This window comes from Ectopseudomonas khazarica, from assembly GCF_017915135.1.
In the GTDB taxonomy this organism is placed as follows: Bacteria; Pseudomonadota; Gammaproteobacteria; order Pseudomonadales; family Pseudomonadaceae; genus Aquipseudomonas; species Aquipseudomonas khazarica.
Map to the genome: position 1 here is coordinate 1,402,861 of NZ_CP068551.1, position 18,300 is coordinate 1,421,160.

An 18,300-nucleotide genomic window follows, 5' to 3' on the forward strand; every position below is an offset into this window, starting at 1 on the left:
CTACAGGTTGCACGCGACAAGCCGAAGCGCGCGCCGCTCTTTCCTGCAGCTTGAAGCTGGCCGCCAGCGGCTATTCGAAAAGCACCTTGGCCACGTCGCCAAAGCGTCTGGCGAAGTGCACCGTCAGGCCTTCCTTGAGGTAGTCGGGCAGCTCTTCGTAGCTGCCGCGGTTGGCTTCCGGCAGGATCAGCTCATGCAGCTTCTGCCGGCGCGCCGCGATGACCTTCTCGCGCACACCGCCGATCGGCAGGACCTGGCCGGTGAGGGTCAGCTCACCGGTCATGGCCACGCCTTTCTTCGGCGCCTGATCACGTGCCAGGGAGAGCAGGGCGCTGGCCATGGTGATCCCTGCGCTGGGACCGTCCTTGGGCGTGGCGCCTTCCGGCACGTGCAGGTGGACGAAGGCCTGGTCGAAGAAGCTCGGGTCGCCGCCGAACTGCTTCAGGTGCGAGCTGACGTAGCTGTAGGCGATCTCCGCCGACTCCCTCATGACGTCGCCGAGCTGCCCGGTGAGCTTGAAGCCGCGATTGAGGGTGTGGATACGCGTCGCCTCGATCGGCAGGGTGGCGCCACCCATGCTGGTCCAGGCCAGCCCGGTGATCACCCCGGTACCCGCCAGTACCCGCTCGTTGCGGAATACCGGCATGCCGAGGGCCTCTTCCAGGTCCTTGGCGCCGATGCGGATCTTCGCCTCGGGGTCGTCCAGCAGTTTCACCACGGATTTGCGCACCAGCTTGCCCAGCTGCTTCTCCAGCTGGCGCACGCCGGCTTCACGGGCGTAGCCCTCGATCACCGCGCGCAGGGCGGCATCGCTGATGCCCAGGCGTGATTTCGGTACGCCGGCCTTTTCCAGCTGCTTCGGCCACAGGTGGCGCTTGGCGATGGCCAGCTTTTCCTCGGTGATGTAGCCGGACAGGCGGATCACCTCCATGCGGTCGAGCAGCGGCCCGGGAATCGAGTCGAGGGTGTTGGCGGTGCAGACGAACAGCACCTTGGACAGGTCCAGGCGCAGGTCCAGGTAGTGATCGAGGAATTCGACGTTCTGCTCCGGGTCCAGCGTTTCCAGCAGTGCCGAGGCCGGGTCGCCCTGGTAGCTGGTGCCCATCTTGTCGATCTCGTCGAGCATGATCACCGGGTTCATCACCTCGGCTTCCTTGAGGGCCTGGACCAGCTTGCCGGGCATGGCGCCGATGTAGGTGCGGCGGTGGCCCTTGATCTCGGCCTCGTCGCGCATGCCGCCCAGCGAGAAGCGGTAGAACGGCCGGCCGAGGGATTCGGCGATGGACTTGCCGATGCTGGTCTTGCCCACGCCGGGCGGGCCGACCAGCAGCACGATGGAGCCGGCGATCTCGCCCTTGAAGGCGCCGACCGCGAGAAACTCGGTGATGCGCTGCTTGATGTCGTCCATGCCGGCGTGGTGCTTGTCCAGCACCTTGCGCGCGTGACCGAGGTCGAGCTTGTCCTGGCCCTGGATGCCCCAGGGCAGGGCGGTGGCCCAGTCGAGGTAGTTGCGGGTGACGGCATACTCCGGAGAGCCGGCCTCCAGGATCGACAGCTTGTTCAGTTCTTCGTCGATGCGCTTCTGCGCGGCGGCCGTCAGGGTCTTGCCTTCCAGGCGGGCGAGAAACTCTTCGCGGTCGGCGCTCTTGTCGTCCTTGCTGATGCCCAGCTCCTGCTGGATCAGCTTCAGCTGTTCCTTGAGGAAGAACTCGCGCTGACGCTCGCCGATCTGCTTGTTGACCTCGGCCGACAGCTCCTTCTGCAGGCGGCCGACCTCGACCTCCTTGCGCAGCAGCGGCAGCACCTTCTCCATGCGCTTGAGCATGGGCACGGTGTCCAGCACCTCCTGCAACTCATGGCCGGAAGCGGTGGTCAGGGCGGCGGCGAAGTCGGTGAGCGGCGACGGCTCGTTGGGGCTGAAGCGATTGAGGTAGTTCTTCAATTCTTCGCTGTACAGCGGGTTGAGCGGCAGCAGCTCCTTGATCGCGTTGATCAGCGCCATGGCGTAGGCCTTGACCTCGTCGCGCGGATCGGCAGGCGCCTGCGGGTACTCCACCTCGGCCAGGTACGGGCCACGGCGGCTGAGCCAGCCACGAATGCGCACGCGGGTCAGGCCCTGGGCGACGAACTGCAGCTTGCCGCCTTCCTCGCTGACATGGTGCAGGCGCACCAGCGTGCCATGCTCCGGCAGGCTGTCGAGGTCGAACTCGCCGTGCTCGTCGGGCGGCGTGTCGACGTAGAACACCGCCAGGGATTTGTGCTCGGTATTCTCCACGCGCTTGAGCGTGCGCCCCCATGGGTGCTCGTTGACCATCACCGGCAGGACCTGCGCCGGGAAGAACGGGCGGTTGTTGATGGGGATGATGTAGAGCTTGTCCGGCAGTCGCTGCGCGGGCAGAACCAGGCCGGTCGCGCCAGGCTGTACGGTTTCGTCGACTGCTTCGGGGTGGATGTCCTGATCGTTCATGGAGCACCTTTGCTTGCACGTTGCTTGCTACATGGGGCGGCAGCTGCAGGTTTTCAACGCTTCAATCCAGGCCCAGGCGAATACCCTGCAGGCGTTGTTCGATCAACGGCGTGAGCAGGGCGAAGCAGTCATCCGGGCTCAGTTGCACCTGAGAGGACTCGATCAGCCCGGTCTGCAGGCGCTCGATCAGGGCTTGCAACGGCGGCGCTTGCTTCTGGCTCAGCAGGCGCTCGCAGAGAAAGCGCAGCTGCATCTGCAGCCCCGGCGGACAGCGCTCGTAGCTCGCTGCGCGAACCGCCAGGCCGCGCAGACGAGAGAGGTCCTCGAGCGAGCGGCAGGCTTCGCCCAGGCCGCGGATGGCAGGCTGGTCGTGGCGATAGAGGCGGTCTTCGAGCTGTTCGATCACCGCCAGCAGGGCTTCGATCAGGCGGCAATGCGCGTCGAAGTCGCCGGGCTTGCGCCGTAGCTGCGGCCAGTCCTGCTGCAGGGCTGGCAGCTGCAGGCTGGCGCCGGGCCAGTTCAGCCACAGGTCGTCGAGCTGCCGGGCCACTCGCGTGCGCTGCTCGAGGTTCCCGGCACCCTGCATGGCTCCCAGCCCGCGATGCAGCTGCAGTGCCTGGAGCAGGTCCAGACAGCGCTGCGCGACCTGCCTGTGCTGCTGCAGGCGTGCCGACTGCTGGCGGGCCTCCTGGCGCTGGGTCAGCCAGAAGCTCAATGCCAACAGGGTGATCAACAGGGCGACGGCGAAGAGGGCGGCATGACTCATGGAGGCTCGTGAGGGCGGCGTGCAGGTTCATCCTTCGATGAAGCAACTCCCCTGCCAGCCGCAGAGGGGGGCGGATTCCGGCAGTACGCGCCTGTCGCACTGCACGGAAATGGAGCAGGCGACCGCACCGAGGTGCCTGATGGTGCCTGGGTTGCTAAAGGTGCAACCCTGTTGCTGATGGGTGGTTGCGGCGTTTTCTTGCGGAAAAGAGTAAAGTGCAACCCTTGTTTCGTGCTGTCAGTCTGCCGTTATGTTGCAAGCCCGTGTGATCCGCCTGGATGAACAGGCCCATGAACATGCCCATGATCATCATCAGCTGGTGATGTCCCTGGTCGGTCGTGCCGAATTCGAGGTCGGTGGCCGTGGTGGGGAGGTCTGCCGCATGCGTGCCTGCCTGGTGCCCGGGGATGCGGCTCACCAGTTCGCCGGCATGGGCGAGAATCGCATGCTGATTCTCGACCTGGACGAGCAGGACACGCCCAGCGAGGACCTCGAACTGCTTCACCGCCTGTTCGAGAAACCCTGCTACCCGGCGCTCGATGTCGACTTCCAGAACCTGCTCAATTACGCCGGCTCCGAGCTGGAGCGCTACGGCAGCGACTCGATCCTGGCGCGTTCGATCGGCGGCGTGCTGCTGCGTGCGCTGCACCTGCGGCTGTTCGGCGAACAGCGTCGTCCGGCGCAGGGCGCGCTGGACCTGCAGCGCCTCGATCACTACATCGGCGAGCACCTGGCGCGGCGCATCAGCGTTGCCGAGCTGGCCCAGGTGATGTGCCTGAGTCCGAGCCACTTCCATGCGCAGTTCAAGGACAGCGTCGGCCTCACCCCGCACCAGTACCTGCTCAAGACCCGTCTCGACCGGGCTGCCCGCCTGCTGCGCGAGAGCAACCTGCCGCTGGTACGGGTCGCCGAAGAGTGCGGCTTCTCCAGCCAGAGCGCCCTGACCACTGCGATGCGCCGCTACCTGGGGCTGACGCCCAAGCGGGTACGTGCGGCTTAGAGTGCGATAACGCCTGAGCAACAGTCTGCAACCGCCGTCGTCACGCCCGCCTGGGCGGGAATGACGACACGCCGGGGCTTGCTCAGGCGTAGTTCTGCGGGCTCAGTTTGCGTTCGATCAGCTCGATGAGGATGTGCAGCACCTTGATGTGCAGTTCCTGCACGCGGTCGGCGAAGTCGCCGCCGGGGGCGCAGATGCACACGTCGGCCAGGCCTTCCAGCAGCGAGCCGGGCTTGCCGGTCAGGGCGATCACCTTCACGCCGAGCGCCTTGGCGGCTTCGGCAGCCTTGACCACGTTGGGGCTCTTGCCGCTGGTGCTGATGGCGATCAGCACGTCGCCTTCGCGGCCGTGCGACTCGATGTAGCGCGAGAAGATGAAGTCGTAGCCGAAGTCATTGGCCACGCAGCTGATGTGGCTGGGGTCGCTGATCGACACGGCGGCGATGCCGGGGCGGTTCCTGCGGTAGCGTCCGGTCAGCTCCTCGGCGAAGTGCATGGCGTCGCACATCGAGCCGCCATTGCCGCAGGAGAAGGCCTTGCCCTTGTGCTCGAAGCTCTCGACCAGCAGCTCGGCAGCACGCTGGATGTTGGCCAGGGTCTGTTCGTTGCCGAGGAAGGCTTCCAGCGCGCGCTGGGCTTCCTGCAGGCTGTTGCGGATATGTTCGATCATGGCAGGTCTTGGAACCTCTTTGGCAGTTTCGCGAGCCAGAGCCATGCAAGGCGAAAGCTGGCGAGAAAGCGGAGTTTACGCGTTGTAAATGGGCATTTCGACCAGGCTGGCGCTCCAGCCGGTTGCAACACGGCAGGGCTGAAGCGCAGCGGATTTCAACAGGTGTTCAGGGCAGCTCGGGGCTCGAGTAGAACGCGGTCAGGACCTTCACCAGGTGATCCAGGTCATGGCTGCCGGCGAGTTCGCGAACCGAGTGCATGGCGAAGGTGGGCAGGCCGATATCGACCGTACGCACGCCCAGCTGGCTGGCGGTGATCGGGCCGATGGTCGAGCCGCAGCCCATGTCGCTGCGCACCACGAAGCTCTGCACCGGTACTTCGTTCTCCAGGCACAGGTGGCGGAAGAAACCGGCGGTCTCGCTGTTGGTGGCGTAGCGCTGGTTGCTGTTGATCTTGATCACCGGGCCGGCGTTGAGTTTCGGGCCGTGGTTGCCGTCGTGCTTGTCGGCGTAGTTCGGGTGTACGCCATGGGCGTTGTCGGCCGAGACCAGCAGCGAGCGCTGGATGGTGCGGACGAAACCCTCGCCTGTCGGCAGGACGCGGCGCAGTACCTGTTCGAGGAAGGGGCCGTCGGCGCCACAGGCCGAGCAGGAGCCGACCTCTTCGTGATCGGTGCACACCAGTACGCAGGTTTCTTCGTCGCTGGAGTCGATCAGCGCCTGCAGACCGGCGTAGCACGACAGCAGGTTGTCCAGGCGCGCGCTGGCGATGAAGTCCTGGTTGAGGCCGACGACGGCGGCGCTCTGGGTGTCGTAGAAACTCAGCTCGTAGTCGAGTACCGCGTCCGGGTTGAAGTCATGCTCCATGGCCAGCTGTTCGGCGAGCAGGGCGCGGAAGTCGGCGGTCTCGCTGCTGGCGAGCTGGGCGAGAATCGGTGGCAGCTCGGTCTGCGGGTTGATCGCCCAGCCCTGGTTGGCCTCGCGGTTGAGGTGGATGGCCAGGTTGGGGATCACGGCGATCGGCTGGTAGAAGTCGATCAGCTGGCTTTCCACCTTGCCGTCGCGCCGGTAAGTGACGCGGCCGGCCAGCGACAGGTCGCGGTCGAACCAGGGTGCGAGCAGAGCGCCGCCATAGACCTCCACGCCGAGCTGGAAGTAGCCCTGGCGCTGCAGCTCCGGGCTGGGTTTCACCCGCAGGCAGGGGCTGTCGGTATGGGCGCCGACCAGGCGCAGGCCGCCTTCGAGGGCCGGGCGCTTGCCCAGCTTGAAGGCGATGAGCGACGAGTCGTTGCGGGTCACGTAGTAGCGGCCGCCGGTCTCGAGATGCCAGGTCGCGCGTTCGTCCAGGTGGCGATAACCGGCCGCTTCCAGGCGCATGGCCAGGCTGGTGGTCGCGTGGAAAGGCGTGGGAGAGGCGTTGAGAAAGTCGATCAGCCCGATATTGAGTTCTTCGCGCATGCATGGCTCCAGACAGCGATGGCGCAGTTTAACCAATTTGCATCGCGCTGTGCCGGCTATGCACTCGTTTGGGGCGATAGTTGGCGTCTATCCAGCACGGCTATCTGGCGTACTTTCGGCGCGCTACGACCGAGAACAGATGCCAGTGCTTGGTGTGGCCACGAGCGGTGCTTCCTTGACGGTTAATTTCCTCGAAATGGAGCAGTTCCCAGCCGGCAAAGAGGTTCTCTACGGACTGTTTGTCGAGAATGCTCAGATCAGCGCTCGCCCAGTCGTCGTCAGGGCCGAAGAAGTTACCGCAGAACAGACCGTCATGCTTTAAAGCGTGGCTTATGCGTTGCCAAAGATGGGGAAACTCCTTGGGATGGCAGAAAGGCAAGGCGAAGGCGCTGTTGATCAGGTCGGCTGGCGGCAGTTCACAATGCTCAAAGTGTTCGCAGAGAGTCTGCAGTCGTGGCGCTTGATCTGTCTGTAGCTGTTGGCACAGACGCGCAATGGCCTGTTTTTCGCGATCTATGGCCAGAACTTCCCAACCCCGGCGCAACAGTTCTAGCGTATCGCGGCCGGCACCACAGCCCAGATCGATGGCAAATCCTGTCGTTCTGGTGCTTGCATCCAGCGCCATCAGCAGTGCCGGCCAGGCGGGAGCCCCTTGGGTGCGGTCGTAATAGCGCTTGTCACTCATTCGTCGGCGGCTCAGAACGGCGCCGGGCACTCGAAGCGCATGCGCTCGCCGCTTTGCGGGTGGGTGAGGGCGAGCATGCTGGCGTGCAGGCACAGGCGCTCGTGGGCGGCGAGGGCCTGTTCGTGCGCATAGAGGCGGTCGCCGAGCAGCGGGTGGCCGATGGACAGCATGTGCACGCGCAGCTGGTGCGAGCGCCCGGTGATCGGCGTCAGCTCCACCCGGCACCAGTCGCCACAGCGCTCGAGAATGCGCCAGTGGGTCAGGGCGTGCTTGCCCAGTTCGTGGTCGACGACATGGCGCGGCTTGGTCGGTGGGTCGTAGCGCAGGGGCAGGTCGATGCTGCCACTGTCGGCCGTGGGCTGGCCCCAGCACAGTGCGGTATAGGCCTTCTCGGTCTCACGGTCGTGGAACTGCCGCGACAGCTCGCGGTGGCTGTCGGCGTCGCGCGCCAGCACGATGATCCCGGAGGTTTCCCAGTCCAGCCGATGGACGATGCGTGCCTCGGGGTAGCCATTTTCCTGCAGGCGGGTGACCAGGCAGTCCTTGTTGTCCTCGGCTCGGCCAGGCACCGACAGCAGCAGGGTGGGCTTGTTGATCACCAGCAGGGCGGCGTCCTGGTGAATGATTTCGATCTGGCTTAGCGGCATGGGCTGTGGCTGGTGTCGGAGCGAACGGATTCGCGATGTGTCTGGCCTGCGCAAGCGACGCAGATGATGCGCTCGTGCAGGTGCGTGTTGCTACAAATGAACACGGCGGCCGAAGCCGCCGTGATCGCCGCCGGTGTCGATCAACGATCCGGCAGGGTGATGTTCAGTTCCAGGATCGAGCAGCTGCCCTGGTCTTCCAGAGCGACCTGCACGTCCTTCTGGTCGATGTTGACGTACTTGCGGATCACCGCGACCAGCTCCTGCTGCAGGGCAGGCAGGTAGTCGGGCTGGCTGCGCTGGCCACGTTCGTGGGCCACGATGATCTGCAGGCGTTCCTTGGCGATGGATGCTGTGGTTTCCTTCTTGCGCGAACGCAAGAAGTCGAAAATATTCATTCTCGACCTCCAAATAGGCGCTGCAGGAAGCCCTGCTTCTTCACATCGAGGAAGCGATGCGGCATGTCCTTGCCCAGCAGGCGGTCGACAGCGTCGCTGTAAGCCTGGCCGGCATCGCTCTGGTCGTCGAGGATGACCGGGATACCCTGGTTGGAAGCCTTGAGCACGGCCTGCGACTCGGGAATGACGCCGAGCAGGCGGATGGCGAGGATTTCCTCGACGTCCTCGACGCCGAGCATTTCGCCCTTGGTCACGCGCTCGGGGTTGTAGCGGGTCAGCAGCAGGTGCTCCTTGATCGGCTCCTCGCCTTTCTCGGCGCGGCGCGACTTGCTCGCCAGCAGGCCGAGCATGCGGTCGGAGTCACGTACCGAGGACACTTCCGGGTTGGTCACGACGATGGCTTCGTCGGCGAAGTACATCGCCAGGTGCGCGCCTTTCTCGATACCGGCTGGCGAGTCGCAGACCACGTATTCGAAGTTCTCCGACAGCTCGGCGATGACCTTCTCGACGCCTTCCTGGGTCAGCGCGTCCTTGTCACGGGTCTGGCTGGCGGCCAGCACGTAGAGGTTTTCCAGGCGCTTGTCCTTGATCAGGGCCTGGGTGAGGGTGGCTTCGCCGTTGACGACGTTGACGAAGTCGTACACCACGCGGCGTTCGCAGCCCATGATCAGGTCGAGGTTACGCAGACCGACGTCGAAGTCGACGATGACGGTCTTGTGCCCGCGCAGGGCGAGGCCGGTGCCGATGGCAGCGCTGGTGGTGGTTTTACCGACGCCACCCTTGCCGGAAGTGACTACGAGGATCTTGGCCAAGGTGATTCACCCCAAAAAAAGAAGATAACGCGGGAATCCGTGGCCATTTAAGGCTTCCAGATGCCCTTTCTGTGTCCCTGGAAAATGGCCGCAGTATCCGTTAAAGGCGGGTGATGTTCAACACGTCACCCGACAGGCTGACCTGGACGGCATCCCCCCACAGCGGGTCACGTCGCAGGTCTTCGGCGACCTTGTAATGGCCGGCGATCGACAGCATTTCGGCGCCCATCTGTTGACAGAATATGCGTGCCTTGGCGTTGCCCTTTATACCTGCCAGGGCGCGGCCGCGCATGGGCGCGTAAACATGGATGTTGCCATCGGCGAGAAGTTCCGCCCCGGCGCTGACCGGGGCGAGGACGATCAGGTCCGCACCCTGGGCATAGATCTGCTGCCCGCCGCGCACCGGTGTGGTGACGATGCGGCTGGGCTTGTGCTCGGGCTCGGCGGGTTTCTCTTCCACCTTCTTCGGCGCCGGGTCGAGCGGGCGTTCGCGCGCGCCGGACGGCGGCAGCACCGGCAGGTCCAGGGCTTCGGCGGCGGCCACGTCGCTCTCGCGGGAGGCGCGGATGGCCAGGGTGCGCAGGCCGTGGCGACGGCACACGGCCATCAGTTCGGCCAGGTCCAGCTGCCCTTCGCCTTCGGGCAGCTTGTCCAGCGCCAGGACCAGCGGGGTGTTGCTGAAGAACGCCGGGGCCTGGGCGACCTTTTCCGTCAGTTGGGCGTCGAGGCGTTCAAGGTCGTTGTGGGCCAGCTCCATCACGGTGATGGCCAGCATGCTGCCCTTGAACTGGAATACGGGGTCTTGGGCGAGGAGATCGGCTTGGCTCATGGTCGAAAGAGGAGACTTCTGCAGCACTACGAAAGGTTGCCGGACTTATAGCGGTATCGACTGCGCACCGCAACTCGAAGGCCGGTTGCAGGACATTGACCGGCAAACCCTGACAGCGTTCGCATGGCGTGCGGCTGGTTGGCGAGTCAGGCCGGCAAAGTGGGGTAGAATGCGCGGCCCTGCCTGTGACCGGACCCGCTACATGGAACGCCCCCGCTTTCGCGCCTACTTTCTGCACCCGCGCTTCTGGCCACTGTGGCTGGGTCTCGGCGTGCTGTGGCTGGTGGTGCAGTTGCCCTATCGCCTGCAACTGCAGCTCGGGCGTCTGCTGGGCTGGCTGATGTTCCGCCTGGCCGGCCCGCGCCGGCAGATCGCCGAGCGCAACCTGCAGCTGTGTTTCCCGGGCAAGAGCGCGGCCGAACGCGAGCGGCTGCTGCGCGAGAACTTCGCCTCCACCGGCATCGCCTTCTTCGAGATGGCCATGAGCTGGTGGTGGCCCCGATCGCGCCTGGCCCGCCTGGCACATGTCGAGGGGCTGGAGCACCTGCAGCAGGCGCAGGCCGCCGGGCAGGGCGTGATCCTCATGGCGGTGCACTTCACCACCCTGGAGATCGGTGCGGCGCTGCTGGGCCAGCAGCACACCATCGACGGCATGTACCGCGAGCACGACAACCCGCTGTTCGATTTCATCCAGCGCCGTGGACGTGAGCGGCACAACCGCGACGCCACGGCCATCGAGCGCGAGGACATTCGCGCCATGCTCAAGGTGCTGCGTGCCGGCCGAGCCATCTGGTACGCGCCGGACCAGGACTACGGGCGCAAGCAGAGCATCTTCGTGCCGCTGTTCGGCATACCGGCCGCCACGGTCACGGCCACCACCAAGTTCGCGCGCCTGGGCAAGGCACGCGTGGTGCCTTTCACCCAGCAGCGCCTGGCCGATGGCAGCGGTTATCGCCTGGTGATCCACCCGCCGCTGGCCGATTTCCCCGGGGACAGCGAAGAGGCCGATTGCCTGCGCATCAACCAGTGGATCGAGCAGGTCGTCAGTGCCTGCCCCGAGCAGTACCTGTGGGCACACCGACGCTTCAAGACGCGTCCCGAGGGCGAACCGAAGCTGTACGGGACGCGCAAGTAGCCCATCTATACTGCAACGAAAAACAGGACCGCCCGATGACCGTCATTGCCCACCCTCACGAGCCCGTTACCGGGCTGATTCTTTCCGGTGGCGGGGCGCGGGCGGCCTATCAGGTGGGTGTGCTGTCGGCCATTGCCGATCTGCTGCCGGACGCCTCGCACAACCCCTTTCCGGTCATCGTCGGTACCTCGGCGGGGGCGATCAATGCGGTCAGCCTGGCCTGCGGTGCGTTGCAGTTCGGTGAGGCGGTGCGCCGTCTCACCTCGGTCTGGCAGGGCTTTCATACGCGGATGGTGTACCGCAGCGACTGGCCGGGCGTGCTGCGCCAGGCTGCGCGCTTCGTGGGGCACAGCCTGCTGGGTATCGGGCGCGACATCCCGGTGGCGCTGCTCGACAGCTCCCCGTTGCGCGAGTTGCTGGCCCGTGAACTGGATTTCTCCGGCATCGCCGCCGCGGTGCGCCATCGCCGCTTGCGGGCGATCGCCGTCACGGCATTCGGCTACGAAAGTGGCCAGGCGGTGACCTTCTACCAGGGGCGGGCGACCATCGACCCCTGGTTCCGCCATCGCCGTGTCGGCATTCCCACCCGCCTGAATCTCGAACATCTGCTGGCCAGTGCGTCGATCCCGCTAATCTTCCCGCCGGTGAGAATCCACCGTGAGTACTTCGGCGACGGCGCTGTGCGGCAGGCGGCGCCCATCAGCCCAGCATTGCACCTGGGCGCCAGCCGGGTGCTGGTGATCGGTGTCAGCGGCAATACCCAGGGCGAATCGGAGGCGCCGGCACCACGGGTCTCCAGCAACCGGCCACCGAGCCTGGCGCAGATCGGCGGGCACATGCTCAACAGCACCTTCATCGACAACCTGGAAACCGATATCGAACTACTCGAACGGCTCAACCAGATGAGCGAACTGGTGCCGCCCGAGCTTCGGCCCAGGGGCCTGGGGCTGAACCCGGTAGACGTGCTGGTGATCGCCCCGAGCCAGCCGCTGGATCAGATCGCGGCGCGCCACCAGCGTGAGCTGCCCCGCGCGCTGCGCCTGTTTCTGCGTGGTCCGGGGGCGACCAAGACCAGCGGCGCCGGGGTGCTCAGCTACCTGTTGTTCGAGCCCGGCTACTGCAGCGAACTGATCGAACTGGGCTACCAGGACGCCATGGCGCGCAAGGCCGAGCTGAGTCGCTTCCTCGGCCTCACCGAGCTGACGCAGTCCGCCTGACGCGCGTTACGCCAGCACGCCGTCACGGAAGTCGCGCAACGCCTGTTCGATCTCTTCGCGACTGTTCATCACGAACGGACCGTACTGCACGATGGGCTCGTTCAGTGGCGTGCCCGCGATCAGCAACACCCCCGCACCCTGGGCACTGGCCAGTTGCAGCTGGCCTTCGTCGGACAGGCGTATCAGGCGACCGGCGCCGACCGTCTGCGCGCTGGCAGCGGCGAGCTGCAGCTGACCTTCGTAGACGTACAGCATCACCCGTTGGCCATCGGTCAGGCGCGGTGCGACCTGGCTGCCGGGCGCCAGGCGCAGGTCGAACAGCTGGGGCTGGGTATGCGGGCGCTGCACGGCGCCGACCTGGCGCTGTTCGCCATCGTCGAACTCGCCCGCGATCACCACCACCTCCACGCCGGTGCGGGTGACGAGGCGTGGAATATCGGCGGCCGGAATGTCACGGTAGCCGGCTTCGCCCAGCTTGTCCCTGGCTGGCAGGTTGAGCCACAGCTGGAAGCCGCGCATGGCGCCGGACTCCTGCTCGGGCATTTCGCTGTGGATGATGCCGCGTGCAGCGGTCATCCACTGCACGCCGCCGCTGCCCAGCAGGCCGACGTTGCCGAGGTGATCCTCATGGCGCATGCGCCCCTCGAGCATGTAGGTGATGGTCTCGAAGCCACGGTGCGGATGAGGGGGGAAGCCGGCGATGTAGTCGTCGGGATTGTCGGTGGCGAATTCGTCGAGCATGAGGAACGGGTCGAAGCGCTCCAGGCCAGGTCCGCCGATCACGCGGTTGAGGCGCACGCCGGCGCCGTCGGAGGCCGGCTGGCCTGGCTGGATGCTGATGATGCGGCGCTGTTGGGTCATGGCAATGGGCTCCGTTCGAGGCGAGGAATGAGCCCATGCTATGCCGATCATGTCGATCGATGGTCGCAATTTTCCCGCGCTAAATATCGAACTGATCGATGTTTGGCGCGGGTATCTCAGTCGGCGATCTTGAGTTTGCGCGACTCATGGTAGAAGTAGCGGATCTTCTCGTACTCGAATGGCGAGTTGAGCTGGCCGTAGCGGAAGCTGGTGTTGGCCCTCTCATCGACGGCGCGTATCGCGATGGGCAGCGCCTCGCTCAGGCTGGCATCGACCACGCCGAGATAGTTGACCGTGCTCGCCAGGCTGTAGTCCACCGTCAGCCCGGCGGTGTCACGCAGGTTGGAGGGGCCCAGCAGTGGCAGCATCAGGTAGGGGCCCGCGGCTACTCCGTAGTGGCCCAGCGTCTGGCCAAAGTCTTCTTCCTGGCGCGGCAGCCCCATCATCGTGGCCGGATCCCAGATGCCACCCACGCCGATGATGGTGTTGAACAGCAGCCGTGCCGTGCTGTTCATCGCCCGCTGCCCCTTCAACTGCAGCAGGCTGTTGGCCAGGGTCGGGATCTCCCCCAGGTTGCTGAAGAAGTTGTGCACGCCGCTCTGCACCAGGTTCGGGGTGACGTAGCGGTAGCCTTTGACGACCGGCAGGAACACCCACTGATCGAAACGGTAGTTGAAGTGGTAGACGCGACGGTTCCAGGGTTCCAGCGGGTCATAGACCCGCAGTGCGTCGCTGGAGGCGCGTTCGAACTCCTGCTGGTCCAGTCCGGGGTTGAATTTCAGGTCCTGCAGCGGGTTGGTGAAGCCGTCGGCGTCGACCTCGCCGGCCCAGGCGTGTGCACTGGCCAGCAGCAGGGCGATGATCAGGGTGCTGTGCTTAGCCACGGAAGAACTCCAGCATGGCGTCGCTGTTGACGCGGTAATTGAGGTTGCCGCAGTGCCCGCCATGCGGGTACAGGGTCAGGCGCTCGCCGAAGGTGCGCCGCAGGAAACCGATGTCGCCTTTGCCGAGAATCAGGTCGTCGGCGTTGTGCATCACGGCGATCTTGTCGCTGCCGCTGAGGTAGTCCTCGAGGGCATAGAGACTGCTCTGTTCGATCAGCTGGTTGAGGCTGCCGCCGTCGTAGCGGGCACGCCACATGGGCATCAGTTGTTCGGCGATGTAGCAATCGAAGTCGCAGCGCAGCGCCAGCTGGAAGAACGGGGTGAGGCTGGTGCTTTCGGTGATGCGGTAGTCGCGCGGGGTGATCAGCCCGCGCCGGTTGAGCAGGTCCGAGGTGAAGACGATATCGGCGGAAGAGAAGCGGAACGAGGTGCCGATGAGCATGGCCATCTGCTCGTCGGAGAGCTTCTCCTTGGATTGCTGGAAGTCGTAGAGCATCGCCTCGTTGATGTCGAGGTAGCCCTTGTCGTTGAAGTAGCGGGTCAGCTTGCCCAGCACCAGTTCATAGAAGTTGGTGCTGTTGTCGATGCCCTGCACCCGGGTCTGCACCAGCTTGTCGAGGTTGCTCACCGAGGTGTAGAGGTTCACCGGCGGGTTGAGCAGCAGCACGCGCTTGAAGTTGAAGGCGCGGCGGGTTTCGTCGATCTGGCTGACGAAGGCGGCATGCAGCGCACCGAGGCTGTAGCCGGTGAGCAGGTATTCGCTGACTTGCAGCTTCGGGTGCTGGGCGCGCACCGCCTGCATCGCCCGGTACAGGTCGTCGGCATCGTCCGGGCTGTAGCCTGGCGTGGCGAAGCGCGAGGCGGCGGCCATGAAGTCGTAGCTGGTTGGCGAGGAGAGCTGCACGACATGGAAGCCGGCGCCATAGAACAGCTTCTTCAGGTACTCGGTGATGCTGCTGGCGTAGCTGGCGCCGGTACCGGAGATGATGAAGATCAGCGGCGCGCGGCCCTTCTGCTCGGCCAGGCGGTATTGCAGCTTGGTCACCGGCCAGAAGTTGTCCAGCAGTTCGAACTCCCGGTCCGGGCGCAGGCGAACCGAGTAGTCGCTCTGGTCGATGTCACGGTCATCCGGCAGGGCAGGGCGCAGTTCGGGCGGTGTGGTGGCGATGGTCGCCTCGAACGGGTTGGCCAGCGGATAGCCGTAGCTTTGCGCGTCCACATCGGCGGCCGTCGCGGAGACACAGAAGACCAGGCCGCCGAGCAGGGCGGCGAGTCGGGCAAGGCTGGGCATGTGGTAAGTCCCTTTTAATAAGCGAACATCGGGATTGAAGCGCTCGCTTATGACAGCAGCAAGTCGGGCAAAGTGCCACGTTGCCGTCAACAAGATACATCGAGTCGGTCTGTCCAGCGTCCTTTTCGTCGCCTGCGGGTGTCGCCCTCGGGGTAGGCGGATGCCGGCGTCACGCGTGGTGATGCAACCAGGCGTGCTTGGGAATCGAGTCCTCGCGCTTGCGTTGCTCCAGGCGTGCCCAGACTTTCTCGTGGAAGTAGAAACCGACCGAGTTGCACAGCGGCTCCACTGCAGCCACCAGGCCGCTGACCGCGATGCTGCCGGTCAACAGGTAGGCCACGCCGAAGGCGATGCAGAAGTGCATGATGGTGAAGGTCAGGGTCTTGAGCATGGCGCACCTCGATGAGAATCATTTACCGATGAGGCTCAGGTTAGTACGCCGCGGGTGCCCGGTGAAATGCGCTGTGTCCATGGCCTCGATAGCCTGCGCACATGAAAGCTTCTCGTGTGAAAGCGGCCGTCTATTCACTTCTCCCGCTTGCCTGCGGCGCGCTAGAGTGCCGCTCTTCATCACAGGGAGTCCCGGTTCATGCACATCCGCGATATCGCCTTCGGCATCACCGACTGGTCCGCCGTCACGCCAACCGAGCACCCGGGCGAAACCGGTCTCGCGCGCTGGAGAACCTGCCAGTTTGGCGAAGTGCGGGTGCGCATGGTCGAGTACTCGCCGGGCTATCTGGCCGACCACTGGTGCCGCAAGGGCCATGTGCTGCTGTGTCTGGAGGGCGAGCTGCACACCGAGCTGGAGGATGGCCGCGTCTTCGTGCTGCGTCCGGGGATGAGCTACCAGGTGGCTGACGACGCCGAAGCGCACCGTTCCTTCACCGAACAGGGCGCACGGCTGTTCGTGGTCGACTGAACCCTCGCCCGCCGTGGCAATTTGCCTTGCCTATTCATGAGTCTGATGGAGGGCGGTGTCCCCGGTCTTCCTCGCTACACTCTCTGGCATTCCCACAGGACATGTAAGGCAGGTTCGCTATGCAAAACCGCATGATGATCACGGGGGCCGGTTCCGGCCTGGGGCGCGAGATTGCCTTGCGCTGGGCTCGCGATGGCTGGCGCCTGGCGCTGGCGGACGTCAACGAGGCTGGCCTGGCGGAAACCCTCAAGCTGGTGCGCGAGGCCGGCGGCGACGGCTTCACGCGCCGCTGCGACGTGCGTGACTACAGCCAGCTGACGGCACTGGCGCAGGCCTGCGACGAGCAGTTCGGCGGCATCGACATCATCGTCAACAATGCGGGGGTGGCTTCCGGTGGCTTCTTCAGCGAGCTGTCGCTGGAGGACTGGGACTGGCAGATCTCGATCAACCTGATGGGCGTGGTCAAGGGCTGCAAGGCGTTTCTGCCGCTGCTGGAGAAGAGCAAGGGCAAGATCGTCAATATCGCCTCGATGGCGGCACTGATGCAGGGGCCGGCGATGAGCAACTACAACGTGGCCAAGGCCGGCGTGGTGGCGCTGTCGGAGAGCCTGCTGGTGGAGTTGCGGCAGCAGGAGATCGGCGTGCATGTGGTCTGCCCGTCATTCTTCCAGACCAACCTGCTGGATTCCTTCCGTGGCCCGACCCCGGCAATGAAGGCCCAGGTCGGCAAGCTGCTGGAAAGCTCGCCGATCAGCGCGGCGGACATCGCCGGCTACATCCATGACGAGCTGGCCAAGGGCAGCTTCATGATCCTGCCGCACGAGATGGGGCGCATGGCCTGGGCGCTGAAGCAGAAGAACCCGCAGGCGCTCTACGACGAGATGGCCGGCATGGCCGAGAAGATGCGCGGCAAGGCCCGATCCGTCAGCTGACCAACAGGTCAGTTATTTGCCCCTGCAGGCTTGCCTGGCAAGGTCTGCGGGGGTAGGGTGACGCCCCCGGCCTGCCTGCCGCCCTGACCTTGGATACTCCGTGAAACCAGCCTCTCGGGCCCTGTTGTTGATGGCCCTGGTGCTGGCGGCGATCAATTTGCGCCCCGGCATCACCTCCCTCGCGCCTCTCATCGAACGCATCGCCGACGAACTGTCGCTCAGTCGCGGTTTCATCAGCCTGACCACGGCACTGCCGGTGCTGTGTATGGGCCTGTTGGCCCCGCTGGCACCCCGTCTGGCCGTGCGCTGGGGGCTGGAGCGCACCATCATGCTCTGCCTGGCCCTGATCGGCCTGGCCCTGCTGGCCCGTCTGGCCGCGCACCAGAGCGCCGTGCTGATCGGCAGTGCCATTGCCCTGGGCGCCGCCATTGCGGTCGCCGGGCCCTTGCTGTCCGGTTTCATCAAGCGCCATTTCGCCGGTCAGATGAGCCGTGTGGTGGGCTGGTACTCGCTGGGCATGGCCATCGGCGGCGCCGGTGGTGCCGTGCTGACTGCGCCGGCGACGCAGCTGTTCGGTGACGCCTGGCACCTGGGGCTGGCCATATGGGCGCTGCCGGCGCTGCTTGGGGTGATGCTCTGGCTGTGCCTGCCCAACCAGAGCGGCAGCACGGAGGAAAGCGAAGGCGGCGGGCTGCCTTGGCGACAGCCGCGCGCCTGGCTGATCAGCGGCTTCTTCGCGATTCAGGCCGGTCTGTTCTACGCCATCGCGACCTGGGCCGTGGCACGCTACCACGAAGCGGGCCTGAGCATGCTGCACAGCAACTCGCTGCTGAGCTTCATCATGCTGATGGGCCTGCCCAGCTCCTTCCTGCTGCCCTGGCTGGCGCAGCGCTACGACGCACGCTATCAGCTGTTGCTGGCCTGCGGCGTGATCACCTGCAGCTGTCTGGCGATGATCACCTTCCTGCCACGCGTGGTGCCGGAACTGTGGGCGGTGATCATGGGTTTCTCCCTGGGTGGCTCCTTCGCCCTGTCGCTGGTGTTGCCGCTGTACGAGGCAGGCTCGCCGCTGGCGGTCAGCCGCTGGACTGCGATGATGCTCTTCACCGGATATGGTCTCGGCTGCCTGACGCCGATTCTCACCGGTCTGGCGCGGGACCTGTCCGGCAGCTACCAGTTGCCGTTCATGGTGCTCACGGCCCTGGCCCTGGTGATGATCCTGATGGCCTGGCTGCTCGGGCGCGGTCGACGTCAGCAACGCTAGAATTCGCGCCAGTTCCTTTCTTGCCCTGGCAGGCTGTGTTAGAAGGCTTTCTGCTTATTCAGGAGTGCCG

19 protein-coding genes are annotated in these 18,300 nt (G+C 65.1%); 6 read left to right on the forward strand and 13 right to left on the reverse strand.

Annotation, left to right across the window (positions count from 1 at the left end; translation table 11 throughout):
- Positions 1-70 precede the first annotated feature (70 nt).
- Together lon and JLK41_RS06415 are read right to left on the reverse strand one after the other, a co-directional pair.
- On the reverse strand, positions 71-2,467 hold the full coding sequence (gene lon / locus JLK41_RS06410) for an endopeptidase La (protein ID WP_210390621.1): 2,397 nt from the start codon (positions 2,465-2,467) through the stop codon (positions 71-73).
- 61 nt (positions 2,468-2,528) lie between these two features.
- Positions 2,529-3,233, reverse strand: coding sequence for a hypothetical protein (locus tag JLK41_RS06415; RefSeq protein ID WP_210390622.1), 705 nt, complete (start codon positions 3,231-3,233; stop codon positions 2,529-2,531).
- Between the two features lie 250 nt (positions 3,234-3,483).
- On the opposite strand from JLK41_RS06415, the gene JLK41_RS06420 reads away from it, so the two are divergent.
- Complete coding sequence (locus JLK41_RS06420; protein ID WP_134677311.1) at positions 3,484-4,233, forward strand: AraC family transcriptional regulator; 750 nt, start codon at positions 3,484-3,486, stop codon at positions 4,231-4,233.
- 82 nt (positions 4,234-4,315) lie between these two features.
- Here JLK41_RS06420 and lpcA read toward each other — a convergent pair whose 3' ends face one another.
- The 7 genes from lpcA to minC all read right to left on the reverse strand — a co-directional run bounded on the left by lpcA (position 4,316) and on the right by minC (position 9,727).
- Positions 4,316-4,903: a D-sedoheptulose 7-phosphate isomerase gene (gene lpcA, locus JLK41_RS06425; protein WP_037047170.1), complete on the reverse strand. Its 588-nt coding sequence runs from the start codon at positions 4,901-4,903 to the stop codon at positions 4,316-4,318.
- Between the two features lie 166 nt (positions 4,904-5,069).
- A complete protein-coding gene (locus tag JLK41_RS06430; RefSeq protein WP_037047172.1) occupies positions 5,070-6,359 on the reverse strand; it encodes a M18 family aminopeptidase in 1,290 nt (429 codons plus the stop codon).
- A gap of 100 nt (positions 6,360-6,459) precedes the next feature.
- The gene (locus JLK41_RS06435) at positions 6,460-7,044 is read right to left on the reverse strand and encodes a class I SAM-dependent methyltransferase (protein WP_175253129.1); all 585 of its coding nucleotides are present in this window, start codon (positions 7,042-7,044) and stop codon (positions 6,460-6,462) included.
- 11 nt (positions 7,045-7,055) lie between these two features.
- Positions 7,056-7,721 carry an RluA family pseudouridine synthase gene (locus JLK41_RS06440; protein ID WP_269319939.1) on the reverse strand — a complete coding sequence of 222 codons (666 nt, stop codon included), beginning with the start codon at positions 7,719-7,721 and terminating at the stop codon, positions 7,056-7,058.
- 110 nt (positions 7,722-7,831) lie between these two features.
- Entirely contained in the window at positions 7,832-8,086 is a 255-nt protein-coding gene (gene minE, locus JLK41_RS06445) for a cell division topological specificity factor MinE (RefSeq protein ID WP_037047177.1), read from the reverse strand.
- Positions 8,083-8,898: a septum site-determining protein MinD gene (gene minD / locus JLK41_RS06450; protein ID WP_037047179.1), complete on the reverse strand. Its 816-nt coding sequence runs from the start codon at positions 8,896-8,898 to the stop codon at positions 8,083-8,085. Before minD ends, minE begins: the two co-directional genes overlap by 4 nt.
- A 100-nt stretch (positions 8,899-8,998) precedes the next feature.
- Positions 8,999-9,727, reverse strand: coding sequence for a septum site-determining protein MinC (gene minC, locus JLK41_RS06455; protein WP_210390623.1), 729 nt, complete (start codon positions 9,725-9,727; stop codon positions 8,999-9,001).
- A 202-nt stretch (positions 9,728-9,929) separates the two neighbouring features.
- Between minC and JLK41_RS06460 the strand changes: the two genes are divergently transcribed.
- Together JLK41_RS06460 and JLK41_RS06465 are read left to right on the forward strand one after the other, a co-directional pair.
- The gene (locus JLK41_RS06460) at positions 9,930-10,862 is read left to right on the forward strand and encodes a lipid A biosynthesis lauroyl acyltransferase (protein WP_047592658.1); all 933 of its coding nucleotides are present in this window, start codon (positions 9,930-9,932) and stop codon (positions 10,860-10,862) included.
- Positions 10,863-10,897: 35 nt separating this feature from the next.
- Positions 10,898-12,079: a patatin-like phospholipase family protein gene (locus JLK41_RS06465; protein ID WP_037047201.1), complete on the forward strand. Its 1,182-nt coding sequence runs from the start codon at positions 10,898-10,900 to the stop codon at positions 12,077-12,079.
- A gap of 6 nt (positions 12,080-12,085) precedes the next feature.
- Here the strand turns inward: JLK41_RS06465 and JLK41_RS06470 are convergent, their stop codons facing one another.
- The 4 genes from JLK41_RS06470 to JLK41_RS06485 all read right to left on the reverse strand — a co-directional run bounded on the left by JLK41_RS06470 (position 12,086) and on the right by JLK41_RS06485 (position 15,506).
- Complete coding sequence (locus JLK41_RS06470; RefSeq protein ID WP_210390624.1) at positions 12,086-12,940, reverse strand: pirin family protein; 855 nt, start codon at positions 12,938-12,940, stop codon at positions 12,086-12,088.
- Positions 12,941-13,056: 116 nt separating this feature from the next.
- Positions 13,057-13,824 carry an MlaA family lipoprotein gene (locus tag JLK41_RS06475; RefSeq protein ID WP_210390625.1) on the reverse strand — a complete coding sequence of 256 codons (768 nt, stop codon included), beginning with the start codon at positions 13,822-13,824 and terminating at the stop codon, positions 13,057-13,059.
- Positions 13,817-15,115: a type 1 periplasmic-binding domain-containing protein gene (locus JLK41_RS06480; protein ID WP_037047207.1), complete on the reverse strand. Its 1,299-nt coding sequence runs from the start codon at positions 15,113-15,115 to the stop codon at positions 13,817-13,819. The genes JLK41_RS06475 and JLK41_RS06480 overlap by 8 nt, the downstream gene beginning before the upstream one ends.
- Before the next feature lie 169 nt (positions 15,116-15,284).
- Positions 15,285-15,506, reverse strand: coding sequence for a DUF2061 domain-containing protein (locus JLK41_RS06485; protein ID WP_037047218.1), 222 nt, complete (start codon positions 15,504-15,506; stop codon positions 15,285-15,287).
- A gap of 198 nt (positions 15,507-15,704) precedes the next feature.
- Between JLK41_RS06485 and JLK41_RS06490 the strand changes: the two genes are divergently transcribed.
- From JLK41_RS06490 to JLK41_RS06500, 3 genes are all read left to right on the forward strand, one after another.
- Entirely contained in the window at positions 15,705-16,034 is a 330-nt protein-coding gene (locus JLK41_RS06490) for a DHCW motif cupin fold protein (RefSeq protein ID WP_037047219.1), read from the forward strand.
- Between the two features lie 119 nt (positions 16,035-16,153).
- On the forward strand, positions 16,154-16,966 hold the full coding sequence (locus JLK41_RS06495) for an SDR family oxidoreductase (RefSeq protein ID WP_037047221.1): 813 nt from the start codon (positions 16,154-16,156) through the stop codon (positions 16,964-16,966).
- A gap of 130 nt (positions 16,967-17,096) precedes the next feature.
- The gene (locus JLK41_RS06500; protein WP_037047224.1) at positions 17,097-18,230 is read left to right on the forward strand and encodes an MFS transporter; all 1,134 of its coding nucleotides are present in this window, start codon (positions 17,097-17,099) and stop codon (positions 18,228-18,230) included.
- Positions 18,231-18,300: the final 70 nt, after the last annotated feature.